The organism is Pseudomonas canadensis (assembly GCF_030980095.1).
GTDB classification, from domain to species: Bacteria; Pseudomonadota; Gammaproteobacteria; order Pseudomonadales; family Pseudomonadaceae; genus Aquipseudomonas; species Aquipseudomonas canadensis.
Window position 1 is genome coordinate 740,001 of record NZ_CP133298.1, and the last position, 22,227, is coordinate 762,227.

A 22,227-nucleotide genomic window follows, 5' to 3' on the forward strand; every position below is an offset into this window, starting at 1 on the left:
GTGGACGAACCTCTGGTGTTCCGGTTGTCACGCCAGTGGCATTGCCGGGTAGCTATGTTCGGAATAGATAACCGCTGAAAGCATCTAAGCGGGAAACTAGCCTCAAGATGAGATCTCACTGGAACCTTGAGTTCCCTGAAGGGCCGTCGAAGACTACGACGTTGATAGGTTGGGTGTGTAAGCGCTGTGAGGCGTTGAGCTAACCAATACTAATTGCCCGTGAGGCTTGACCATATAACACCCAAGCAATTTGACTACTCTAACGAGCATCAGATTGCGGTGTGTGAAGACGAAAATGAACCGAAAGTTCGACGCTCACAAAACACCGAAAGCTGTCACATACCCAATTTGCTGAAGCGAGGCATAAGCCACGATTCAGTACCCGAATTTCTTGACGACCATAGAGCATTGGAACCACCTGATCCCATCCCGAACTCAGTAGTGAAACGATGCATCGCCGATGGTAGTGTGGGGTTTCCCCATGTGAGAGTAGGTCATCGTCAAGATTAAATTCCGAAACCCCATTTGCGAAAGCAGATGGGGTTTTGTTTTGGGCGGTCGAAAACGTTGGCACCGCAAATCCCCCGACAAATTTGCACAGTTATTTCTGAACCAGACCACTAGAATAGGCACCTAACCTTTTTTAGAGTCCGAGCCCTACTTATGCCCGATCCGGTTGATGCCCTTGAGGTATCAGATTTACCACTGGACGACCTGGTGGCATGCCATGAGTGCGACTTGCTGATGCGCAAACCAGTGCTCGCCCTCGGCGAAAAAGCCCAATGCCCGCGTTGCGGTTACGAGCTGTACGCTCACCGCCACAACGTCGTTGAGCGAAGCCTCGCCTTGGTGCTGGCGGCGTTGCTGTTGTACATTCCCGCGAACTTTTTGCCGATCATGCAGCTCAATCTACTTGGGCAGTCCTCTGAAGACACCGTGTGGAGTGGCGTCGTCGCTCTGTTTGATACCGGCATGCAAGGCGTCGCCGCTGTCGTCTTCTTGTGCAGCATGGGCATTCCCTTGCTCAAGCTACTTTGCCAATTGGCAGTCTTGCTTAGTATTCGCTGGAACATCGGCCGCAGTTATGGACTGTTGTTGTACCGCATTTACCATCATATGAAAGACTGGGGGATGTTGGAGGTCTATCTGATGGGCGTACTGGTAGCGATCGTTAAACTCGCCGACATGGCCGCCATCACTGTGGGCCTCGGTCTTGCCTGTTTTGTAAGCTTATTAATGGTTCAGGTGCTGCTTGAGGTGGTGATGTCGCCCCACCAGATCTGGCAGGCGTTGTCAGGGGAGGATGACCATGCGGGCGATTGATGCAGGCATTCTGATTTGTACCGAATGCCACGAGTTGAACAAACAAGATGCTGATAGCGACGAGCAACTCTGCACGCGCTGCGGTGCACTGATCCATGCGCGCCGCCCCAATAGCCTCACACGCACTTGGGCGTTGCTGATCACTGCGGCAATTTTGTACATCCCCGCTAATCTGCTTCCCATCATGACGATCAATTCCTTGGGGCAGGGGGATCCGAGTACCATCATGGCCGGCGTGATCCAACTGGTGCAGCACGGCATGTTCCCTATCGCTGCCGTGGTGTTTATCGCCAGTATCCTGGTGCCCACGTTCAAGCTGGTCGGCATAGGTCTGCTACTGTTCTCGGTGCAGCGTCACCAACCGCTCTCCGCGCGACAACGTATTGTGATGTACCGTTTTATCGAATTCATTGGCCGCTGGTCCATGCTGGATATCTTCGTGATCGCCATTCTGGTGGCGGTTGTAAACTTTGGGCGGCTTGCCAGTGTCGAGGCCAATCTCGGTGCTGCAGCGTTCGCCAGTGTGGTGATCTTGACGATGCTTGCCGCAGTAACTTTTGATCCCCGACTGATTTGGGATAACACGGAGTCGGACGACGACCATGAGTGATTTGCCTAAAGCTAAAACCCGCCCCGCCTCCAATTGGTCGGCTATTTGGGTACTGCCCCTGATTGCCCTCATCATCGGTGGATGGCTGGGATGGCGTGCCTATTCCCAACAGGGCATCGATATTCAGGTGCGCTTTGAAAGCGGCGAAGGCATCCAGGTCAACAAGACCGAAGTGGTCTACAAAGGCATGCCGGTGGGTAAGGTCAAGGCCCTGGCCTTGGACGACGAAGGCAACAATCGCGGGGTGATCGCCACCATCGAGATGAACAAGGACGTCGAACAATACCTCAAGACCAACACGCGCTTCTGGCTGGTCAAGCCGAGTGTCAGCCTCGCCGGTATCACCGGCCTGGAAACCCTGGTATCAGGTAACTACATCGCCGCCAGCCCAGGCGACGGTGAACCGACGCGCAAATTCAAGGCGCTCTCCGAAGAGCCGCCTTTATCCGACGCCAAACCGGGCCTGCATCTGACCGTCAAAGCCGACCGCCTTGGCTCGCTCAACCGTGGCAGTCCGGTGTTCTACAAACAGATCCAAGTTGGCCAAGTCAAAAGCTACCTGCTCTCTGAAGACCAGAGCACGGTCGAGATCAAGGTCTACATCGAACCGACCTATGCCAGCCTGGTGCGCAAACACACACGTTTCTGGAACGCCAGTGGCATCAGCATCGACGCCAACCTTTCCGGTGTAAAGGTGCGCAGCGAATCCCTTTCCAGCATCGTTGCTGGGGGCATCGCTTTCGCCACGCCGGAGAACCGCAAGGACAGCCCGCCGACTGATCCGAGCCTGCCCTTCCGTTTGTACGAAGATTTCGACGCCGCCGCAGCCGGCATCAGGGTCAAGGTCAAGCTCACCGACTTCGAAGGCCTTCAGGCGGGGCGCACCCCTGTCATGTACAAAGGCATCCAGGTCGGCAGCCTGAAAACCCTGAAGATCAACCCAGACCTTTCCAGTGCCAACGCGGAACTGACACTAGATCCCCTGGCCGAAGATTATCTGGTACAGGACACGCAATTCTGGGTCGTCAAGCCGTCTATTTCCCTGGCAGGAATCACTGGGCTTGAAGCCTTGGTCAAGGGTAACTACATCGCCATTCGCCCAGGAGATAAAGGGACCCCACCACAACGCGAGTACGTTGCCCGCGCCAAGGCACCGCCTTTGGACCTGCGTTCCCCTGGCCTGCACATGGTGCTGTTCACCGATAACCTCGGCTCCCTGGATGTCGGCAGCCCCATCCTCTACAAACAGGTCAAGGTCGGCTCGGTACAGAGCTACCAGTTCTCACGCAAGAACAAGCAATTGGTGATCGGCGTCCACATCGAGAAGGAATACGAAAACCTGGTCAACGGCTCGACGCGCTTTTGGAATGCCAGCGGCGTCACCCTGACCGGTGGCCTCACCGGTGGAATCCAGGTCAAGAGTGAATCCCTGGCCAGCCTGATGGCCGGTGGTATCGCCTTCGAAACCCCAGAGCAGAACGTGCCGCTGAAAAAACGCATCCCGCGTTTCCGTCTGTTTGCCGACCGTGAGGCCGCCAACCAGCACGGCACCCTGGTGACCATCAAGGTCGACCGCGCCGACGGTATGCGCCCTGGCACGCCTGTGCGTTTCAAAGGCCTGGACGTGGGCAAGATTGAAAGTGTCGATCTCAGCGCCGACATGCAGTCAGTACTGCTCAGCGCCCGTATCACCCAGGTGGCAGACCGCATTGCACGCGTTGGTAGCCAATTCTGGGTAGTCAAGCCTGAGCTGGGCCTGATGAAAACGTCCAACCTGGAAACCCTGGTCACCGGGCAATACATTGAAGTCCAACCCGCGACGAAAAATGCCGGCCCACAAAAGAGTTTCGTCGCGCTGGATCAACCGCCAGAAGCAGTGCATCAGGAAGCTGGCTTGAGCCTGACCCTCAGCGCCGCGCGCCGTGGTTCGCTGAAAGAAGGTGTACCGGTCACTTACCGTGAAGTCACCGTTGGCAAGGTGACCGGCTACGAATTGGGTCAGACCGCAGACCGCGTATTGATCCATATCCTGATCGAGCCTAAATATGCACCACTGGTGCGAGGCGGTAGCCGCTTCTGGAATACCAGTGGGTTTGGCCTCGACTTCGGTCTATTCAAAGGCGCTACTGTGCGTACTGAATCCCTGGAGACGTTGGTTGCCGGTGGCATCGCCTTCGCGACACCGGACGGCGAGCGCATGGGTAATGCCGCCAGGCCACAACAAACCTTCCCGCTGTTCGACAAGTTTGAAGATGAATGGCTGACCTGGGCGCCTAAAATCCCACTCGGCAAATAAACTGAGTTGCGGCTATCGCGGGCAAGCCCGGTTCCCACATTGGAATGCCTATCTCTGTGGGAGCCGGGCTTGCCCCCGATAGGGGCCTTAAAATCACTACACATTTCATGCGCAAAAAAAGGCCGCGATCTGGAAGATCGCGGCCTTTTGCATTTCAGCGAAACAAATCAGACCTCATCCAACTCCGGCTCATCCGCCTGCACATTCATCGTCGCTTTCACCACATCGTGGCGACGGATGTACTTCCAGTCCGCCTCATCGATATAGATCCCGTTCGGTCCGCTGCCACCTTCCAGGTCGATCGCCACCTGGGCTGACACCTGCGGCTTAACACTGGCCAGGATCGGCACAAAACCAAGCTGCAAGCTGGTCTCCAGCAAGGCTGCCTGGTTCTTCTCATCAATGTCCGCCGCCTCGTCGAGGTAGTACGGCAAGCGCACGCGTCCGGCCTGGTCGCGGTCCATCAAGTGCAGCAACAAGTACATGTTGGTCAGCGCCTTGATGGTCATGGTGGTGCCGTTGGACGCGGCACCATCGATGTCGGTATGGATCACCGGCTGGCCATGCACCTTGGTGATCTCGAACGCCAGTTCGAACAAGTCCTTAAGGCCCAACTGGTTATGGTTGGCAGCTACCAGGCGAGCCAGGTATTCCTTGGCTTCTTCGTTCTTGTTGTCCAGCTCGGCACTTTGGCTCAGATCGAACACCGACAGTGTCTCGCCTTCTTCATACTGGCCCGCACTGTGGATGATCTGGTCGATGTGCTTGAGCGCTTCCTTGTTCGGCGCCAGCACGATGCGGAAGCTTTGCAGGTTGGAGACCTGGCGTTTGTTGATCTCACGGTTGAACAACGCCAGTTGGTGTTCAAGGCTGTCATAGTCGCTACGGATATTGCGCAGGGTCCGCGCAATGTCGGTGACCGCCGCACGACGAGCCTTGCCCAGCGTCAGTGCTTCGTCGGTACGGTGCGCATAGGCGTTGATCAGCAGCTGCAGGCGACGCTCAACGTCATCCTCGCTGTCGAACTTGGCCACGCCCTTGAGGCGTACCTGGGCGTACAGCGCCTCGATCTGGCCATCGGCGCGCAACAGACCTTGCCAGCTGTCCTGATAGTCATTGAGCAGTGGCAGCAGATTGTCCATGGAGTCATCGACCGGGTCCATGAACGGCGTGCCGAACGGCAAGTCTGCCGGCAGCAACTGGCGACGGCGCAGCGCGTCATCCAGTGTGCGTTGCTTGGCTTCCATATCGCCGATCTGACGGCCCACCAGTTGCAGCTTGGCCGACAGTTGCTGAACGCGCTCGGTGAACGCATCGCTGGAGCGCTTCAGTTCATCCTGCGCCGCTTCCATCTGCGCCAGGTTTTCCAGCTTCTCGCCTTCTTCTGCGCTCAGGGTTTGCGCGCGGCGGAAATCTTCCAGGGCTTTTTGCGCATCCAGTACCTGCTGGTACAACGCTTCGGTCTGGGTTTTGCTCGCGGCGCGGTCAGAGGCTACGGCTTGTTGGGTTTTCAGTTGCTTGAGTTCTTTCTCCAGGCGTTCTTTCTGGTCGCGCAACGCCGCGCGGTCTGCCAAGGCTTGCAACGCCGGCGGTTCAATATGAGAGATGTCGATGGACAGCCCTGGCACTTCAAAGCGCTCGCCCTTGAAGCCATCGAGGATCTGCTCCAGGGATTTGACCCACTGGCCATCCTCGTCCAGGGTGATTCCGTGCTCGCCCAACGGCAGGCTGAACAACGAACTGTTGAACAGGCGCATCAGACGCTCGACGTCCTGCTGTGAGAATTCCTCCCGCAGCTTGGCGTAGCTGTTGTTGTCGGCGTGATCGAGCTGCTGCTTGACCGACTTCAGGCGCTTTTCCAGGTCGCGCAGACGCTCGTCCAGGTCTTCTGCGCTGAACTGTCGGGACTGCGCAAGGGCGCCCGCCAATTCATCGTGGGCATCCTTGGCCGCCAGCAACTGCTGCTCCAGCACTTTCACGTCATCCACCAGCGCAAAGCGATGCTTGAGCACCGACAGCTCGCCCAACCAACGCTGAATACCACTGATCTCACGCTCCAGGCGCATCAACTCCTGGGTGCCGCCGCGCTGGTCGTTCTGCAGCGCGTCCTGCTCATTACGGTAGTGCTCGGCCTGAATGGTCAGCTCTTCCTTGCGCGCACTGGCGTAGTCCGACCAGGTGCCAAGCAACGAATCGAGCAATGGCGACAGACGATGCAGTTTGCCGCGCAACACATCGCGCTGGCGAACGCCATTGGACAGGGCCTCGACTAATGGTCCTGCGGCCACCAGCGAGTTGTAATCCTGCTCCATGCGTCTTACATCGCGGAACGCTTCTTCGCACGCGGCGATGTAATCCACGCTGCCGGACCGCAGGCTATGTTCAAACGCATCGAGGAACAGCTGCTTGAGCTTGGCCGCGGTGATTTCGCGCATATGCAGCAGGTTGATAAACAGCGCGCGGAAGGTCTTCAGGCTTTGCTCACTGGTAGAGCGCAGGGGAATCAGCGTGAGGTCCAGCGGGATCGACGTGTGGCCGCCCACCAGCAAACGACGCAGTTCATCCGGCTTGAGTTCGTAGGCTTTCAGGCCTTCGCGCTCAAGGTTGGTGAACAGCTCTTTCTGACGCAGGCAGGTGTCGTTCTTCTGGTAGTGAGCCAAATCCAGCTTGCCTGCATAGGCAAAGAACTGGTGACCGAAACCACCGCCCGGACCGCGTCCGACCACGCCGATCACGTGCGGGCCGTGGGGCAGCGAGACTTCCACTAGGATGTAGCTGGTGTCGGTGGCAAAGTAGAAGCGCCGGGATTGTTCCAGGGTGTACTTGCCGAAACTCATGTCCGACATGCGCGCCAGGATCGGGAACTGCAAGGCGTTGATCGACGCGGATTTACCCAGGTTGTTCGCGCCATACACCGACAGCGGTTCTTCCAGCGGGAACAAACCCAGGCTGTAACCGGCAGTGTTCAATAGGGCGAAGCGGCGGATGCCGTAGCGTTCCTTACTCATGCGTCGGTCTCCTGTTCTTCGGCAATGGCGCGGGCCAGGGCGTCTTCTTCGCTTTCGTCCGCAAAGTCACTCAAGTCCAGCGGGTCATCGGTTTTCAGCAATTTCTCATCACTGTCTTCGTCGATGATCACCGGTGCCGGCAGCGGCAACACGCTGTGCACGCTGGCCGCGAGATCACGGTCTTGCTGCACCGACAGGCACACATCAAGGAAACGGTGCATGGGCGGCAGGAAGCGATAGATACCGTTGTCTTCGCTGGCAAAACCCAGCTGGGTCATGCGGCGCATGATTTTTTCTTCAAGTTCTTCCTGGGTTTGCACTTCGGCCTGGATAAACAGGTCGCGGTACTTCTCCAGCAGCGACGGCAGTTCATCACGGCCCAGGCTGCCACCATCAAGCACGGCAATCGGGTCGCGGCCCTGGTCGGCCAGGTGCTCGACGATGATGAAGGTAAACAAAGCCAGGCGCTGGGCGGTCTTGTTCACCTGCGCGGCGGCCACGGCGGTGTCCGGCACGAAGTAGTAGAAGCCACGGGTATCGCACACCAGTTCAAAGCCCAGGGCCTTGAACAGCGTGCGGTACTGGTCCTGGAAGTTCGACAGTTGCGCGTACAGCTCCGGGTCGCGGCGGCTGACGTGATAACCCTTGAACAGCTCGCGAAAGATCGGCGCCAGTTGGGACAGTTCGGATAGATCAAGATGCATGGGGTGTACTCGCAGAGTGCTCGGCGGCGTCGGATCCGGCCGGGAGCAGGGCGAAGGAGCGCAGGCTGACCTGGTGCTCGGTTGTGTGGTACTCGCGGCGTTCCAGGCGTTCGCGCTTGAAGCGTTTTTCGCGGGACAGGCGTGAGAACCAGTACAGCAATTCGTCGGTGGCGCCGTCCGGTTCCTGCTCCAGCAGCCAGGTCATCAGGTCCGGCATCGGCAGCGCGTCTTCGCAGCGCTCGAGCATCTCCTTGACCGTGCGCGGCGCGCGCTGGGCGTCGCCCTTGTGGGACTTGTGCGCCTTGGGGAACCGTGCCGGTTTCGGCTCGAAATTCGCCAGGGCATACACATACGCCTCGACCTGGCTGGCACTGCCGAGAAAGGTACTTTGCGGTCGGGTAAACATCGGCATCGCCGCTTGCGGCACCGCGTCCAGGCCCTTGCGGCGAATCGCCGACAACGCCAGCGCCGCGCCACGGGTCACGGCGTTGTGCCGGCGCGCTTCTTCACGCAGCGGCAGCAGCAGTTCCCTCGCATGACGTAGAGTCAGTTGGGCGCTGGTCTGCATTTCGAGGATGCGTGCGTGGGTACGCAGCAACATGTCATCGTCCACCAGGTGGCCGAGTCGTTGCTGCTCGGTGAGCATGCGCAGCAGCACATTTTCCACCTTGCGCACGCCTTGTTCGAAGGCGCCATCGGCGTTCACCAGTTGGATCATCGGTTCGACGTATTCGTCCCAGGTCGCCAGGACTTCGGCGTAACGCTGGCGCAACGGGATCTGCCGGTCGCTGGTCTTGGCCCGGTCGGCCACGGCGGCGAGGGCCTGTTCGTCATTGGCGAGCTTTTTCAGCACGTCCCGCACGCGCATGTCGAGCAGACGCAGTTGGCGGGCGAGGTCGTGGCCATCACGGATGTCGAAGGCGTCCTGGATATAGCCGGCCAGGCGCTCGAGGTGGCGCAGGTAGGCTTCGATTTCCAGGCACAGGCCAAGCCGGTGCTCCTTGCGAAGATAAGCCAGGAAGTCATGGATCTGTGCGTTGAGCTCGAAACGGTTCGGGCTCTTGGCGACAGGCACCAGGATGTCCAGGCGAATCCACACGTCCAACAGGCTGGTAATGTCCTGTGGTGTGCTGTCCAGTTGTTGGGCCGCCAATTGCGCGCGCAACTCGCCAAGGCTCAAGGTGCCTTGGTCGAAGTGTTCGCACAGTGGCTCAAGCAGGGCCCAGTGTTCGGCGAGGGCGCGCAAGACGCGCTTGGGTTCGATCATCGGAATGGCCGGCTGGTTGGCGATTAAAAGTCGCGATTGTACTGCATCGGACGCGGGATTTATCCACAGCCGGTCAGTGCGCAGTGGGCGATTGTTGCCGAACAGCGGTAGAATCCCCGCTCTTTAGTTATCCACAAGTGGCCGAGCTGTGCTTATCGAGTCCCGACGTCGCGCTTACTTGACCGCCATGCAGGTGGTCAACTGGCTGCCCCGCACCGAACTGCCGTTTGCCGCGCCCTCGCGGCCGGAGCTGTTGCAGGCGCTTGAGCCCTATGAGGCGTTCGAGTCGTCGGGCGAGGAGGCGGCCGCGCCGGTGGCGGTGGTCAAGCCTGCACCTGAAGCGCGCCCGGTCGTTGAGCGGGCGAAGGTGGAAGTACCGCGGCCGTCACCGGTGACCAAGGCAGCCAAGGTCGTGGAAGAGGTAGCCCCGGTGGTCAAGGCCCCGGTGGTGCCACCACCGCGTTTCGCCCTGCAATTGCTGCGGGCCGGACGCTGCCTGCTGCTGGTCGAGTTGCCTACCGGCGAACGCTTCCAGACCCGCGACCCCGCCTACATGCTGCTCAAGGACATGCTGCGCGCCGCCGGCTTGCCCGACAGCCCGCAAATCGTCGGGGACCCGGTGCGCTGGCCGCTGCTGGTGCGCGGCAACATGGACCAGGGTCCGGAAGCGGCTCGGGATTTTGTGCAAGGTTTTGTGTCGGCACGCCTGGAAGACGAACCCTGCGTGTGCCTGTGGCTGATCGGCCTGCCTGCGGTGCGCTTTGCCGGCGAAGCCAATGCCGAAGCCTGGTACCGCGAACTGCAGGTCGAAGGCCTGGGCTCGGTGTGGGCCCTGCCGGGCCTGGAATTATTAATGGAAGAGCCACAGCGTAAGGCTGATGTCTGGCAAGCCATGCGCCGGCTGATGGCGCGCTGGAAAACAACCGATGAGTGAGGCTTTATCCTTCCGCCCGATGACCGAGGCTGACCTCGACGCCGTGCTGAAAATCGAATACGCGGCGTTCAGCCACCCCTGGACCCGTGGGATCTTTCTCGACGGGCTGGGCAAATACCAGATCTGGTTGATGTTTGAAGGTGAACAGCAAGTAGGACATGGGGTGGTGCAGATCATCCTTGATGAGGCGCACCTGCTGAACATCACCGTCAAGCCGGAAAACCAGGGCCGAGGCCTTGGCCTGGCGCTGTTGGAACACCTGATGTCCCGCGCCTACGCCGCCAGTGCGCGTGAGTGCTTCCTGGAAGTGCGCGACAGCAATACCGGCGCGTTCCGCCTGTATGAGCGTTACGGCTTCAACGAAATAGGCCGCCGCCGCGACTATTACCCCGCCGTAGGTGGCCGCGAAGATGCGGTCGTCATGGCTTGCACGCTGGTCGACTAAACGACACGCTCTTGTAGGAGCCCGGCTTGCCGGCGATGGCGATCTTGAGAGCGCTATCGCCGGCACGCCGGGCTCCTACAGGTCGGGATTAATAGTCTGGGCGAAGGTGAATCAGGGTTTACCGTCTATCGGGTCGATATCCGCCAGTTCGGCCTCATCCAACCCAGCACCCCCGCCAATTTCATCTTCATCGACGATGCTCAGGTCGTAATCCGCCGGGTTATCCTCGCCTTCTTCCCGGGCATCACGCGCACCATCCTCACGGATCAACGTTTCCGGGCTTAAATCATCATCCGTCGGCTCGTGATCATCTGTGGACGCGCCGGTGAAACCTGCTTCACGCACCCGTTCGTCGGGCATTCGGTGTTCACGTTCGCGACGAGGGATCTCATCGCCGATCTCCGCCGTCGGTTCCTCTTCGTCAAAATCCAGTTCGCGCATCGAGCCCATGCGGTCCTCATTGTCATCTATGGGTTCAGGCTGCGTAGCGCCGTAGGGACGTCGTGATTCAGTCATGGCTAATCCTCATACTGTGGGGCTTATAGTGTGTGGACAGGCTGCGCGGCCCAAAGATTCAAGCTAATTCACGCTTGTTATTCACCGGCAGGGCGTGACCTGGACGTGGGGTTGTCAGTCACAAAACTGCGCATCATTCCTGAGGCTTTCCCTGATGAACGAACTACAAGACCTGCTTGATAACAACGAACGCTGGGCGGACGCGATCAAACAGGAAGATCCCGAATTCTTCGCCAAGCTCGCCCGCCAGCAAACCCCGGAATACCTGTGGATCGGCTGTTCCGACGCCCGCGTGCCGGCAAACGAGATCGTGGGCATGCTGCCGGGTGACCTGTTTGTGCACCGCAACGTGGCCAACGTGGTGCTGCACACCGACCTCAATTGCCTGTCGGTGATCCAGTACGCAGTGGACGTGCTCAAGGTCAAACACATCCTCGTTACCGGCCACTATGGCTGCGGTGGCGTGCGCGCCTCGATGCAGGACCGCCAATTCGGCCTGATCGACGGCTGGCTGCGCACCATTCGCGACCTCTATTACGAAAACCGTGACGTGCTGGCCCAGTTGCCGACCGAAGAAGAGCGCGTCGACCGTATGTGCGAGCTGAACGTTATCCAGCAAGTGGCCAACGTCGGCCACACCAGCATTGTGCAAAATGCCTGGCACCGTGGGCAGAGCCTGTCGATCCATGGCTGCATCTACGGCATCAAGGATGGGCGCTGGAAGAGCTTGAACACCACGATCAGTGGTTTCGAGCAGTTGCCGCCGCAGTATCGCCTGCGTCCGTTGGGTGACGCCTAAGGGCGTTTGCGCTCACGCCACTGGGCCATGAACGCCTGGCCCTCGGCGTTCAGCAGCTCGTCGTGACCGGTAATCCAGCCTCGGCAGTTCAGCTCTGCGCATTGGCATGCGAACTGCCGGAACAGCACGTCTTCGGTCATGGCGTAATCCATGGTCAGCAGCTCGCCTGGGTGGATTTCACACAGGGCCCAGACCTCCAGATAGTGCAGGTCGAGAAACACATTCGGTTTGCATGAATGTGAAAACAGGCCACTGAACCAACAGTCGTAGAGGTGGGTACGCGACGATAGCTGCAACGTGTGCAGGCGTCGCTCGCTCAGGGCGTAGCCGGAGACTTTGGCGATGCACACACGGCTGTCAAAGGCCGTGCGTGCCCTGATTCCGACCCCCACGCCTTCAATGTTCAGCACCACTTCGAATTTCTCGCTCGAAGGGTAGCCCTTACCGAGCGTGGGCTTGAACGGGTAGAGACAGTCGCTCACAGCAGCTTCAGCCTTATCCTTGGCCTGAGTTTTCATGACTCTCCTGGTTTAGGCTGCATCGACTTGCGGGTGGTGTCTGACTATCAGTCTTGCAGCTGATGGGCGCCGCTCAAGACTCGCTGAAGATGGGGCCGATTTCTACTGTCAATGTTGACAGTAGAAATCGGTCTTTTTGTACGAACTACAGCGCCGGGGCCGCAATGGTTGGGATGGGGGCGGCATTCTTGAGTTGTTTCAACTGCGTCTTGATGGCGGGCGTGGCGCATTTCGCGTTCGCATCCTCCGGGGACAAGTTGCGCACCGAGGTGTAGAACAATTCACAGGTCTGCTCCTTGCGTGTGACCTGCCACGTATTCATGCACGCCTTGAGCAACACGTTCGGATCACTCGCGGGTTTCTGACCCATTCCGGCCTGCCAGCAGGCGGCGCTCAGGTCTTGCCCCATCACCTTCAAGCCGGCCTCGTCGGCTTTCTGTTCATTACCGTCGTAGGTGTCGGGGCTTGCGGCATACCAGATGTAGCTTGGATGGTTGGCGCCCAGCACTGACACGCTCTTGCCTGCCGTCGGGCTGATCTGCGCCAGGCCCAGCACTCCCACGGTCTGGCCGTACTGCTGCTTGATCCAGTTTCTCACCGGTGCGCCAAACGCTACCATCGGCAATGCGCCTTTGGCGGGCAGGCTCAGTTCCTGGACCATGCGTGTCTGGTAGTCGGTGAAGTAGCTGTAGACGGTTTCCAGGTCCTTGCCCGCGTTGGAGGGCGCGGCGATGGGGGCGATATCGATGATGGTCTGGTAAGCCGGCGTTTCGGTGGCCGGGATGCCATTGTCCGTGAGCAGGGTGGCCCAGCGGTCGGTGGTGGCGGATTCCAGATAGTCCTGGGCCTGGGTCAGCGAGTAATCCGGCGGGAAGTGCAGCAGTTCGATGCTCTTGCGGTTTTCCAGGGCCATGCCTAATGGCAGGAACAAGTACCAGTTGTAGGCCCATTTGCCGTCAGTGTTGAGTTTGTTGGCGCCTTGGTAGGCCAGGTCGGCGGTATTGAGCAGCGTGGTCAGGGGGGGACCGTAACTGTCAGGCACACCGCTGAAGGTCGCTGAGACCTGCCCGTCATGGGTCTTGACGCTGACTTTAGCGCGGCTGTAGCCATCCCGTTGCAGGCTCTGGTTCAAATAATGTTCAGCCGTCTGCTCCAGCGTCCATGGCCGAAAGCAGATCACATTGCAATTGTTGGGGAAGGCGAACAGTTGGGTCACGCGTTGCGTACTCCCCAATGGCACCTCGATGTCGGCCTGTACGACCGCACTCGCCATCAGTGCGGCCAGGGTGAGGGACAACCTGGTCGGTTTAAACATTGTTGTTTCCTTGTCAGCGAAAGCCCGTCTGCGCGGGGTGAAAGCCCACCTCCACACAGTAGCGGTTGACCAGGAAAACCGCGTGTTAAATCGCCAGGCGTGTCGCTATTGGATAAGAAAACCTACAGGCTGAACTGTAACGCGTTGCTCAAGTCGCCCATGGGTTTCTGGCCACGGGCGGTCATCGCGTCGTCCCGCTGTTTGAGGCCGTCCAATGTCTCCAACTGGAATACGCGGGTGATCAAGCGCAGGATCGACACCGTGTCGTACACCGTATGGTCCACCGTGCCTTTGCGCGCGAATGGCGACACCACAATCGCCGGAACCCGCGAGCCAGGGCCCCAGCGGTCGCCCTTGGGCGGTGCCACGTGGTCCCACCAACCACCGTTTTCATCGACGGTGACCACCACCACCATGTTTTTCCACTGCGGGCTCTCTTGCAGCACCTTCAAGGCACGGGCGATATGGCGGTCGCCCGAGGCCACGTCGGCGTAGCCAGCATGCATATTCAGGTTGCCCTGAGGCTTGTAGAAGGTCACAGCGGGCAGTTTGCCGGCTTGGGCGTCGGCGAAGAACTTGTTGGTGCTGGACTCATCACCCAAACCGCCATCGCGCAGGCGCTTGTCACGCTCGGCGCGATTCTCCGGGCCTTGCTGCTTGAAGTAATTGAATGGCTGGTGGTGATACTGGAAGTTAGGAATCTTCGGGATACCGCCCGAATCCTTGAACTGCTCCAAGGTGGCTTGCCAAGCACCGGCATACCAGGCCCAGTCGACATTCTTTTTCGAGAGTTTGTCGCCGATGTGCTCGTGGGTTTGCGGCACCAGCACGTTGGGCAGGTCGGGTTTGGAGTAATCCGGATTTTCCGGGTCGCGGATCCAGGTCGGCCAGTAAGGCGGCGCCAGGGTGTTCACGCCGTAACCGTCCGGGGTTAACGCACTAGGGCCGAACTGTGGCGGGCCGGTCATCGCGCTGGCCGGGGACTTGTCCAACGGCTTGAGGCGCGGGTCGGTGGGGTCATCGCTTTGCAGCGTGGCGATCTGCGCCTTAGCCACCGATTGCGCGGCATTCGGGTAAAACGGCGCGGTGGCGCTGATCAGGTACTGATGGTTGAGGAACGAGCCACCAAATGCCCCCTGGAAGAAGTTGTCGCAGAGTACAAACTCCTTGGCCACGTCCCACAGGCGCAGGGAATAACGGCTCTGGGCGTAATGACCCATCACCAGGCCGCCCGAGTCGGCCCAGGCGACGAAGTTGTCGTTCTTGCCGCCGTTGATCTGCATCTGGTTCTGGTAGAACACGTGCCACAAGTCCCGGGTGACCAGGCTCAGGGGCAGGTCTTCCGCGTTCGGGCCCTTAAGCGCGAACGGCGCGTTGGGCAGGTTTTCCTGGAATTGCACTTCGCTGGGGTAGGTCACCCCGTCCACCGTTTGCGGCCCGACTTGCAGCACGCCACCCCAGGCCGGTGGCAGGGTGGTCAGCGGGCTGCCGTCGCGATCGCGTTGCTGTGTGTCGGCGGCGGACAGTGCTGACAGCGGTTTCTCCACCCCCGGGAAATCTGCAAACAGATTGTTGAAGCTGCGGTTCTCGGCATAGATCACCACCACGGTTTTCACCTGATCGTGCAGTGCCTTGTCTAACTCTTGCGACGTGAGCGGACGTGCAACCGGTTTGCCCGGCGCTTCGCTGGTGTTGCCGCAGGCACTTAACGTCGCGCCGACCCCCAACACCGCTGCGCCTCCCAGGAAGCGCCGGCGGCTGGTGTCGACCGGCGGCTGGGCTGCGGAATCGGGGGAAGGGCGGTCTTCGTGCTCGTCACTCATTGCGGGGGAGTCCTTGGCGAAATGTTGCAAGATATTTCGCAGGACGGTAGCAATGCAATGTGACGGAACGAAGACAGTGATTTCACAGCAGACGCAGTGCCAGTTGGCTGCCGGCGCGCAAGTACTCCACTTGGGCCGTCACCGCATCCTTGACGATGGCCTCGCCCGTGTCGGTCAGCTTGGCCTTCTTTGCATCGATGACACTGGTCTGCAACAGCTGCATCGCCACGTCGATCGATTTCTGGAACGCGGTGATGTTGTTATGCAGGCCGAACTCCTTGATCACGGCGGCCATGCGGCGGTCGGCGTCGTCGCGCAATGTTCGGTATTCAGGAACCGAAACCTTGTCGTCCTTGTAGATATCAGTGATCAGTTCTTCCAGCGATTTGGAGAGGGGCGTCATCGGATTTTCCTTGGTGTCAGGTGAGGAGAAAGCCGAGACAGGTTAATCAAAGGCATTGGCCGGAGGAGTCAGGAAGGGCCATCCATCTGAGTGAGATAAGACCACGCGTTTGGTCAGAGAGTTGGCTTCTATCTTGTCGATTGTATTCAGGGCCAGGTGTTTTATATGCATGTGTCTACCGGCGACCTGCACTGCTAGACGGATTAGATACTGGCTGCCATTGAGGTGAACCGTGAAACCTTCAACCGCCCTTGACCTACAGCGAGCCGCCGTCAGAGAGGTGGTAGGACGCTTTCGCATCTCAAACCCAAGAGTATTCGGGTCTGTGTTGCTGGGGACCGACCAAGAGGGCAGTGATCTGGATTTGTTGGTCGATGCTCCGCCGGGAACGACCCTTTTTGATCTTGGCGGGCTGCAGGTCGAGCTTGAGGATCTGCTTGGGGTCAATGTGGACTTGCTGACGCCTGCTGATTTGCCGTTGAAGTTTCGCGCGAAAGTGTTGGCAGAGGCGCGGCCAGTACCCGGATTTTGCGGCAGCTCACTCACAAGTGCCATGGCGTAGCATGCGCGGAATGCGCAACCGAATCGCCCACGGTTACTTCGATATTAACCTTGATGTGGTTTGGAACACGATCCAGAGCGCTTTACCTGATTTATTGGAGCGTCTTCCCGTCGCAGCTGTATGAAGCACCCGTTGCAACAACAGGTGTTTCATCCGTTGATCAAGGCATGACCGGCGGCAAATACTTCAACGTCGTTCCCAGCGCCCACAGCAAGAACAACACCAGCGGTGTGTGCACCAGCAACTGCACGAACGAAAACCCGATCAAATCCCGCGCCTTCAACCCCAGCACTCCCAGCAACGGCAGCATATAGAACGGGTTGATCAGGTTCGGCAGCGCTTCGGCGGCGTTGTAGATCTGCACCGCCCAGCCCAGGTGGTACTGCAGGTCATTGGCGACTTGCATCACGTAGGGCGCTTCGATAATCCACTTGCCGCCGCCCGACGGAATGAAGAAACCGAGCACCGCCGAGTAAACGCCCATCAGCAGCGCGTAGGTGTCGTGGGAGGCGATGGAAGTGAAGAAGGTCGAGATGTGATGTGCCAGAGTCTGGCCGTCACCGCCTTTGACGACGGTCATCAGCGCGGCAATCGAGCCGTACAGCGGGAACTGGATCAGCACGCCGGTGGTGGTCGGCACTGCACGGGCCACCGCATCGAGGAAGCTGCGCGGGCGCCAGTGCAGCAGGGCGCCGGCCATGATGAACAGGAAGTTGTAGGTGTTCAGCCCCGAGATTGCACTGATCGCCGGCTTGGTCGAAAACTCATGGAACAGCCAACCCGCCGCCAGCAATGCCAGGAGAATGGTCAGCAACGGGCTGTGCTCCAGCCACTCTCCGGGGCGAGTCGGTGCTTGTATCTTGGGCAAGTTGAACGCCGGGTCGACGCCGCAGGCCTTGGCATCACGCGCGCTGTTCGGGCCGGGGGCGGTGGCGTAGGCGATGATCAGCGAGACCACGATCAATGCCAGCAGCAGCACGCCGGATTGCCACAGGAAGATGGTGTCGGTGAACGGGATCACACCGGTGATCGACAGGATCGACGGCGGCAGGCTGGCCGGGTTGGCCTGCAACTGCGCGGCCGACGACGACAACCCCAACGCCCACACGGCGCCCAGCCCCAGATACGCCGCCGCACCGGCTGCGCGGTAATCCATCTTCAAATCCGTACGACGCGCCAGCGCCCGTACCAGCAAGCCGCCGAATACCAGGGACAGGCCCCAGTTCAGCAAGGAGGCGACCATCGAGATCAACGCCACCCAGGCCACGGCGGAGCGGCCGTTCTTGGGGATACGCGCCAGGCGGTCGATCAGTTTCACCGCGGGCGGCGAACTCGCCACCACATACCCCCCGATCACCACAAAGGCCATCTGCATGGTGAAGGGGATCAGGCTCCAGAACCCGTCACCGAACGCTTTGGCGGCTTCGGTTGGCGCGGCGCCCATGCCCAGGGTCGCCACGGCGACGATGATCACGGCAAGTGCCGCAAACACCCAGGAGTCGGGAAACCAGCGTTCGGCGAAGTTGGAGCAACGCAGGGCAAATCGGGCATAGCGGCTTTCTTCGATAGCGTCGGCCACGAGTCTTTCCTCTTATAGTTATTAGGGTGCAGGCAATTTTCCGGCATGTTCCGCTACAGCCATTGATATGGGAATGCAGTTATCTTCATCGATCAATGAGGAAAACAAATATATCTGCCGCGATTGCCATCATTGGGCTCAGCTCATAACCTGCACGCCATTTTGTTTGTCTGCCGAGCCTCTACATGACTGCCACCTTTCCTACACAGGCGCAGCGTTTTTCCCGCTCCGACTACAAAACCCTGGGCCTGGCCGCCTTGGGCGGTGCCCTGGAAATCTACGACTTCATCATCTTCGTGTTTTTCGCGCTGACCTTGAGCCAACTGTTCTTCCCGCCGGAAATGCCCGAGTGGCTGCGCCTGCTGCAAAGTTTCGGCATTTTCGTCACCGGATACCTAGCGCGCCCGCTGGGCGGCATCCTGATGGCGCACTTCGCCGATCACCTTGGACGCAAGCGCGTGTTCAGCCTGAGCATCCTGATGATGGCGCTGCCCTGCCTGCTGATCGGGATCATGCCAACCTACGCGCAAATCGGTTATTTCGCGCCCCTGATCCTGCTGGCGCTGCGCGTGCTGCAAGGCGCCGCCGTGGGCGGTGAAGTACCCAGCGCCTGGACCTTTGTCGCTGAACACGCGCCGACCCACCATCGTGGTTACGCCCTGGGCTTCCTGCAAGCTGGCCTGACCTTCGGCTACCTGCTCGGTGCACTGACGGCGACCCTGCTGGCGCAAGTCTTCACCCCGGCCGAAATCCTCGACTACGCCTGGCGCTTTCCCTTCCTGCTCGGTGGTGTGTTCGGCGTGATTGGCGTGTGGTTGCGTCGCTGGCTCAGCGAGACCCCGGTGTTCCTCGAAATGCAGGCCCGCCGCCAGGCCGCCGCCGAACTCCCCCTGCGCACCGTGTTGCGTGACCACCGCGCCGTGTTGTTACCGGCAATGATCCTCACCTGCGTGCTCACCTCCGCCGTGGTGGTGCTGGTGGTCATCACCCCGACCATGATGCAGAAAACCTTCGGCATGAGCCCTAGCCACACGTTCGCCTTGAGCGCCCTAGGTATCGTGTTCCTCAATATCGGTTGTGTGCTGGCGGGCTTGCTGGTCGACCGTATCGGCGCCTGGCGCGCGGTGCTGGTCTACAGCCTGTTGCTGCCGGTGGGGATTGCGGTCCTGTACGCCAGCCTGATCAGTGGCGGTATCTGGCTGGGTGCGGCGTATGCCGTGGCGGGCCTGAGTTGTGGCGTGGTGGGCGCGGTGCCGTCGGTGATGGTCGGCCTGTTTCCAGCGCAGGTGCGGGTGTCGGGGATTTCCTTCACCTACAACATTGCCTACGCGCTATGGGCGAGTACCACGCCGTTGTTGCTGATTGCGCTGATGCCGACCAGCCCGTGGATTTGCGTGGGGTATTGCGTGGTGATGGGGGCGGTAGGGGTGGGGAGTGTGGCGCTGTTTGGTAAGCGCCACAGCTTGGCTGCCTAGGTTTTAAGTCAAGAAGTGCCAGAGCAGTAGCGTTCCGACTAGACCAACGACTGAAACAATGGTCTGCAACACCGACCACACCCAGATCGTCTGTTTCAACTGCAAGCCAAAGTACTCACGCACCATCCAGAACCCGGCGTCGTTGACGTGGCAGAAGAACACCGAACCGGCGCCGATTGCCAGTGCTACCAGCGAACTCTGTGTCGCCGCCAGCCCCGCCATCATCGGTGCGAGGATGCCGGCGGTCGTCGTCGTGGCGACGGTGGCCGACCCGGTTGCCTGGCGCAAGGCCACGGCGATCAACCAAGCCAGCAGCAGGTAGGGCATGTGCGCGCCTTCGGCGACCTTGCTGATGGTCTGGCTCACGCCAGCATCCAACAGGGTTTGCTTGAGACCACCACCGGCGCCGATGGTCAGCAGCAACACGGCGATGGGCGCGAGCGCCTTGCGCAGGGTGTTGCCGACCTCGGCGCGCGGCATGCCGGCGGCCCAGCCCAGGCAGATCACGGCGGCGATCACGGCCAGGCCGAGGGCGATCAGCGGTTCGCCAAGGAATTTCAAGGTCAGGCCGACGGTGCTTTCAGCCGGCAGCGCGACCTTGGCCAAGGTGCTGCCCAGCATCAGAATCACAGGCAGCAGAATGATCAACAATGACACACCAAAGCTCGGCTGGCGCGGCGCCTTGGGCGGTGCGCTGAACAGCGCGCCGATGTCGGCAGGCTCATCTACATGCAGGCGCTTGGATAGCCAGTTGCCGTAGATCGGGCCCGCCAGGATCACTGCTGGCACCGCCAGGCAGAAGCCCAGCAACATGGTCAGGCCCAGGTCGGCGTGCAACGCGCCCACCGCAATCAGTGGCCCCGGATGCGGTGGCATCAGGGCGTGCAACGTGGTCATACCCGCCAGTGCCGGGATGGCGATTTTCAGCAACGGCTGGTTCGAACGTTTAGCCATCACAAAGATGATCGGTACCATCATCACCAGGCCCACTTCGAAAAACAGCGGCAGGCCGATCACCATGGCGACCAACGCCATCACCCAGGGCAATGACTTGCCCTTGCCCAACCCGAGCAAGGTAGTGGCGATGCGGTCGGCTGCACCGGATTCCGCCATCAGCGCGCCGAGCATCGAGCCCAGGGCGATGATGATCCCGGCTTCACCGAGGATGGCTCCGGCGCCTTTACTGAATGCCTTGGCCACTTCTTCCGGCGGCAGGCCGGCGCCGACACCGGCGATAAACGTGCCGATCAGGATCGACAGGAACGGCGGTAATTTGGTCGCACTGATCAGCACGATGATGCTGGCGATGGCCAGCAGTACACAGAGCATAAGGCGGGTGTCGTGGACCATCCACGCGGCAATCGATAACTCCAAAACAGGACTCCTTATCGAACAGGTTGGAAAAATTGTTTCTTTTTGTTTCCTGTTCGAAAAGCATACCTGATAGAACCGTTGCAGAGCGCTCGTGTACGATTTTGGTGCGCCAAAAATAACGGTGGGCTGGCGTGCAGATGACAACTTTGCAAGGCATGCCAATGTTTTTGCGCCAGGGCTCTATCTTTGTAGGAGCCGGCTTGCCGGCGATGGCGTCCGTAAGCTCGACGCCTACCGTCAACATCACTATCGCCGGCAAGCCGGCTCCTACAACAGATCAGGAGCACTCCGCATGAGCGCAGGACACAACCACGCCCAAGTACGCGCCGGCCACGAACGCAAGCTATGGATCGCCTTGGGCCTGACTGGCAGCTTCATGATTGCCGAAGTGATCGGGGCCTTCGTCACCGGCAGCCTGGCGCTGTTATCCGATGCCGCGCACATGATGACCGACGCACTGGCCCTGGCGATTTCCCTGGTGGCCATCCAGATTGCCAAGCGCCCGGCCGACCGCAAGCGTACCTTCGGCTATGCGCGGTTCGAGATCCTGGCCGCAGCGTTCAATGCATTGCTGTTGTTCGCCGTGGCGTTCTACATCCTGTATGAGGCGTACCAACGGTTACAGGCGCCCGCTGAAATCCAGTCCACCGGCATGCTGTTGATTGCGGTGCTGGGGCTGATCGTCAACCTGATCTCCATGCGCCTGCTCAGCGCGGCCAGCGGCGAGAGCCTCAACGTCAAGGGCGCTTACCTGGAAGTGTGGAGTGACATGCTCGGTTCCATCGGCGTGATTATTGCGGCGGTGTTGATCATGTTCACCGGCTGGGGCTGGGTCGACTCGTTGGTCGCGGCGGCCATCGGTTTCTGGGTGTTGCCACGCACCTGGACGTTGCTCAAGGAGAGCATGAACGTGCTGCTGCAAGGCGTGCCGGACGGCGTGGATATCGACCAGATCGAACAGAGCATTCGCAGCGTGCCGGGGGTCAAGGACGTGCATGACCTGCACATCTGGGCCCTGACCAGCGGCAAAAATGTGTTGAGTACTCACTTGGTCGCCGATGCGGCCCAGGGCTCCGAGCAACAGATTCTGCGACGAGTGACGGCATTACTGCATGAACAATTCGATATTTCCCACGCCACTATTCAGGTCGAAGGGGAGGGCTTCCAGCATGACGAGCATGACGAAGTGCATGCCTGATCCTGGCTAACGGATTTGTAATGTTCTGCCCACCGCCCTGATAAGTACCGAACGCTACATTGCCCCCGCTGGGAAACC

The 22,227-nt window shown here is 59.7% G+C and carries 20 protein-coding genes and 2 rRNA genes (1 of these 22 cut by a window edge); 12 read left to right on the plus strand and 10 right to left on the minus strand.

The genetic code is table 11. The features are described from left to right. The 5 genes from RB216_RS03240 to RB216_RS03260 all read left to right on the plus strand — a co-directional run. Window positions 1-234 (plus strand): 23S ribosomal RNA (locus RB216_RS03240); it begins 2,658 nt to the left of the window's first position. A 156-nt stretch (window positions 235-390) separates the two neighbouring features. Continuing rightward, window positions 391-506 (plus strand): 5S ribosomal RNA (rrf, locus tag RB216_RS03245). Window positions 507-663: 157 nt separating this feature from the next. Then, entirely contained in the window at window positions 664-1,323 is a 660-nt protein-coding gene (locus RB216_RS03250) for a paraquat-inducible protein A (protein ID WP_028618679.1), read from the plus strand. Further along, window positions 1,310-1,933: a paraquat-inducible protein A gene (locus RB216_RS03255; RefSeq protein WP_028618680.1), complete on the plus strand. Its 624-nt coding sequence runs from the start codon at window positions 1,310-1,312 to the stop codon at window positions 1,931-1,933. The genes RB216_RS03250 and RB216_RS03255 overlap by 14 nt, the downstream gene beginning before the upstream one ends. Then, the gene (locus RB216_RS03260; RefSeq protein WP_028618681.1) at window positions 1,926-4,229 is read left to right on the plus strand and encodes a PqiB family protein; all 2,304 of its coding nucleotides are present in this window, start codon (window positions 1,926-1,928) and stop codon (window positions 4,227-4,229) included. Before RB216_RS03255 ends, RB216_RS03260 begins: the two co-directional genes overlap by 8 nt. A gap of 167 nt (window positions 4,230-4,396) precedes the next feature. On the opposite strand, the gene mksF is transcribed toward RB216_RS03260, so the two are convergent. The 3 genes from mksF to mksB are packed head-to-tail and all read right to left on the minus strand — an operon-like array spanning window position 4,397 to window position 9,208. Then, window positions 4,397-7,237: an Mks condensin complex protein MksF gene (mksF, locus tag RB216_RS03265; RefSeq protein ID WP_068932629.1), complete on the minus strand. Its 2,841-nt coding sequence runs from the start codon at window positions 7,235-7,237 to the stop codon at window positions 4,397-4,399. Beyond that, complete coding sequence (gene mksE / locus RB216_RS03270; RefSeq protein ID WP_016974932.1) at window positions 7,234-7,941, minus strand: Mks condensin complex protein MksE; 708 nt, start codon at window positions 7,939-7,941, stop codon at window positions 7,234-7,236. The genes mksF and mksE overlap by 4 nt, the downstream gene beginning before the upstream one ends. Then, window positions 7,931-9,208, minus strand: coding sequence for an Mks condensin complex protein MksB (gene mksB / locus RB216_RS03275; RefSeq protein ID WP_028618683.1), 1,278 nt, complete (start codon window positions 9,206-9,208; stop codon window positions 7,931-7,933). Before mksB ends, mksE begins: the two co-directional genes overlap by 11 nt. A gap of 187 nt (window positions 9,209-9,395) precedes the next feature. Between mksB and RB216_RS03280 the strand changes: the two genes are divergently transcribed. After that, complete coding sequence (locus tag RB216_RS03280; RefSeq protein WP_308908869.1) at window positions 9,396-10,142, plus strand: energy transducer TonB; 747 nt, start codon at window positions 9,396-9,398, stop codon at window positions 10,140-10,142. Then, window positions 10,135-10,587, plus strand: coding sequence for a ribosomal protein S18-alanine N-acetyltransferase (gene rimI / locus RB216_RS03285; protein WP_005784514.1), 453 nt, complete (start codon window positions 10,135-10,137; stop codon window positions 10,585-10,587). The genes RB216_RS03280 and rimI overlap by 8 nt, the downstream gene beginning before the upstream one ends. 111 nt (window positions 10,588-10,698) lie before the next feature. Here rimI and RB216_RS03290 read toward each other — a convergent pair whose 3' ends face one another. After that, window positions 10,699-11,103, minus strand: coding sequence for a serine kinase/phosphatase (locus RB216_RS03290; RefSeq protein ID WP_308908310.1), 405 nt, complete (start codon window positions 11,101-11,103; stop codon window positions 10,699-10,701). A 154-nt stretch (window positions 11,104-11,257) separates the two neighbouring features. Between RB216_RS03290 and can the strand changes: the two genes are divergently transcribed. Beyond that, complete coding sequence (can, locus tag RB216_RS03295; protein ID WP_028618686.1) at window positions 11,258-11,902, plus strand: carbonate dehydratase; 645 nt, start codon at window positions 11,258-11,260, stop codon at window positions 11,900-11,902. On the opposite strand, the gene RB216_RS03300 is transcribed toward can, so the two are convergent. The 4 genes from RB216_RS03300 to RB216_RS03315 form a co-directional block, all read right to left on the minus strand. Then, complete coding sequence (locus RB216_RS03300) at window positions 11,899-12,420, minus strand: SET domain-containing protein-lysine N-methyltransferase (protein ID WP_308908311.1); 522 nt, start codon at window positions 12,418-12,420, stop codon at window positions 11,899-11,901. The two genes, can and RB216_RS03300, sit on opposite strands and share 4 nt — an antisense overlap. A gap of 145 nt (window positions 12,421-12,565) precedes the next feature. Then, complete coding sequence (locus RB216_RS03305; RefSeq protein ID WP_308908312.1) at window positions 12,566-13,735, minus strand: hypothetical protein; 1,170 nt, start codon at window positions 13,733-13,735, stop codon at window positions 12,566-12,568. Between the two features lie 122 nt (window positions 13,736-13,857). Further along, window positions 13,858-15,558, minus strand: coding sequence for an acid phosphatase (locus RB216_RS03310; RefSeq protein WP_308908313.1), 1,701 nt, complete (start codon window positions 15,556-15,558; stop codon window positions 13,858-13,860). An 82-nt stretch (window positions 15,559-15,640) separates the two neighbouring features. After that, the gene (locus tag RB216_RS03315) at window positions 15,641-15,961 is read right to left on the minus strand and encodes a hypothetical protein (protein WP_028618690.1); all 321 of its coding nucleotides are present in this window, start codon (window positions 15,959-15,961) and stop codon (window positions 15,641-15,643) included. Between the two features lie 232 nt (window positions 15,962-16,193). On the opposite strand from RB216_RS03315, the gene RB216_RS03320 reads away from it, so the two are divergent. Together RB216_RS03320 and RB216_RS03325 are read left to right on the plus strand one after the other, a co-directional pair. Beyond that, the gene (locus tag RB216_RS03320; RefSeq protein ID WP_068932638.1) at window positions 16,194-16,523 is read left to right on the plus strand and encodes a nucleotidyltransferase family protein; all 330 of its coding nucleotides are present in this window, start codon (window positions 16,194-16,196) and stop codon (window positions 16,521-16,523) included. A gap of 10 nt (window positions 16,524-16,533) precedes the next feature. Then, complete coding sequence (locus RB216_RS03325; RefSeq protein WP_439653659.1) at window positions 16,534-16,647, plus strand: HepT-like ribonuclease domain-containing protein; 114 nt, start codon at window positions 16,534-16,536, stop codon at window positions 16,645-16,647. 36 nt (window positions 16,648-16,683) lie between these two features. Here RB216_RS03325 and RB216_RS03330 read toward each other — a convergent pair whose 3' ends face one another. Then, window positions 16,684-18,102 carry a short-chain fatty acid transporter gene (locus tag RB216_RS03330; RefSeq protein WP_095014582.1) on the minus strand — a complete coding sequence of 473 codons (1,419 nt, stop codon included), beginning with the start codon at window positions 18,100-18,102 and terminating at the stop codon, window positions 16,684-16,686. A 185-nt stretch (window positions 18,103-18,287) separates the two neighbouring features. Between RB216_RS03330 and RB216_RS03335 the strand changes: the two genes are divergently transcribed. Continuing rightward, the gene (locus tag RB216_RS03335) at window positions 18,288-19,577 is read left to right on the plus strand and encodes an MFS transporter (protein WP_068932640.1); all 1,290 of its coding nucleotides are present in this window, start codon (window positions 18,288-18,290) and stop codon (window positions 19,575-19,577) included. 3 nt (window positions 19,578-19,580) lie between these two features. Here RB216_RS03335 and RB216_RS03340 read toward each other — a convergent pair whose 3' ends face one another. Then, the gene (locus tag RB216_RS03340) at window positions 19,581-20,951 is read right to left on the minus strand and encodes a GntT/GntP/DsdX family permease (protein WP_308908314.1); all 1,371 of its coding nucleotides are present in this window, start codon (window positions 20,949-20,951) and stop codon (window positions 19,581-19,583) included. A 292-nt stretch (window positions 20,952-21,243) separates the two neighbouring features. Between RB216_RS03340 and RB216_RS03345 the strand changes: the two genes are divergently transcribed. Beyond that, window positions 21,244-22,149, plus strand: coding sequence for a cation diffusion facilitator family transporter (locus tag RB216_RS03345; protein ID WP_122685957.1), 906 nt, complete (start codon window positions 21,244-21,246; stop codon window positions 22,147-22,149). Window positions 22,150-22,227: the final 78 nt, after the last annotated feature.

What these genes read in the sequence shown, in the direction of transcription:
- RB216_RS03250 (WP_028618679.1), top strand. Translation starts at nt 664, where the DNA reads ATGCCCGATCCGGTTGATGCCCTTGAGGTATCAGATTTACCACTGGAC.
- rimI (WP_005784514.1), top strand. Translation starts at nt 10,135, where the DNA reads ATGAGTGAGGCTTTATCCTTCCGCCCGATGACCGAGGCTGACCTCGAC.
- RB216_RS03290 (WP_308908310.1), bottom strand. Translation starts at nt 11,103, where the DNA reads ATGACTGAATCACGACGTCCCTACGGCGCTACGCAGCCTGAACCCATA.
- RB216_RS03280 (WP_308908869.1), top strand. Translation starts at nt 9,396, where the DNA reads ATGCAGGTGGTCAACTGGCTGCCCCGCACCGAACTGCCGTTTGCCGCG.
- RB216_RS03305 (WP_308908312.1), bottom strand. Translation starts at nt 13,735, where the DNA reads ATGTTTAAACCGACCAGGTTGTCCCTCACCCTGGCCGCACTGATGGCG.
- RB216_RS03260 (WP_028618681.1), top strand. Translation starts at nt 1,926, where the DNA reads ATGAGTGATTTGCCTAAAGCTAAAACCCGCCCCGCCTCCAATTGGTCG.
- RB216_RS03315 (WP_028618690.1), bottom strand. Translation starts at nt 15,961, where the DNA reads ATGACGCCCCTCTCCAAATCGCTGGAAGAACTGATCACTGATATCTAC.
- RB216_RS03345 (WP_122685957.1), top strand. Translation starts at nt 21,244, where the DNA reads ATGAGCGCAGGACACAACCACGCCCAAGTACGCGCCGGCCACGAACGC.
- RB216_RS03335 (WP_068932640.1), top strand. Translation starts at nt 18,288, where the DNA reads ATGACTGCCACCTTTCCTACACAGGCGCAGCGTTTTTCCCGCTCCGAC.
- mksE (WP_016974932.1), bottom strand. Translation starts at nt 7,941, where the DNA reads ATGCATCTTGATCTATCCGAACTGTCCCAACTGGCGCCGATCTTTCGC.
- RB216_RS03325 (WP_439653659.1), top strand. Translation starts at nt 16,534, where the DNA reads ATGCGCAACCGAATCGCCCACGGTTACTTCGATATTAACCTTGATGTG.
- mksB (WP_028618683.1), bottom strand. Translation starts at nt 9,208, where the DNA reads ATGATCGAACCCAAGCGCGTCTTGCGCGCCCTCGCCGAACACTGGGCC.
- RB216_RS03255 (WP_028618680.1), top strand. Translation starts at nt 1,310, where the DNA reads ATGCGGGCGATTGATGCAGGCATTCTGATTTGTACCGAATGCCACGAG.
- RB216_RS03310 (WP_308908313.1), bottom strand. Translation starts at nt 15,558, where the DNA reads ATGAGTGACGAGCACGAAGACCGCCCTTCCCCCGATTCCGCAGCCCAG.
- RB216_RS03300 (WP_308908311.1), bottom strand. Translation starts at nt 12,420, where the DNA reads ATGAAAACTCAGGCCAAGGATAAGGCTGAAGCTGCTGTGAGCGACTGT.
- mksF (WP_068932629.1), bottom strand. Translation starts at nt 7,237, where the DNA reads ATGAGTAAGGAACGCTACGGCATCCGCCGCTTCGCCCTATTGAACACT.
- can (WP_028618686.1), top strand. Translation starts at nt 11,258, where the DNA reads ATGAACGAACTACAAGACCTGCTTGATAACAACGAACGCTGGGCGGAC.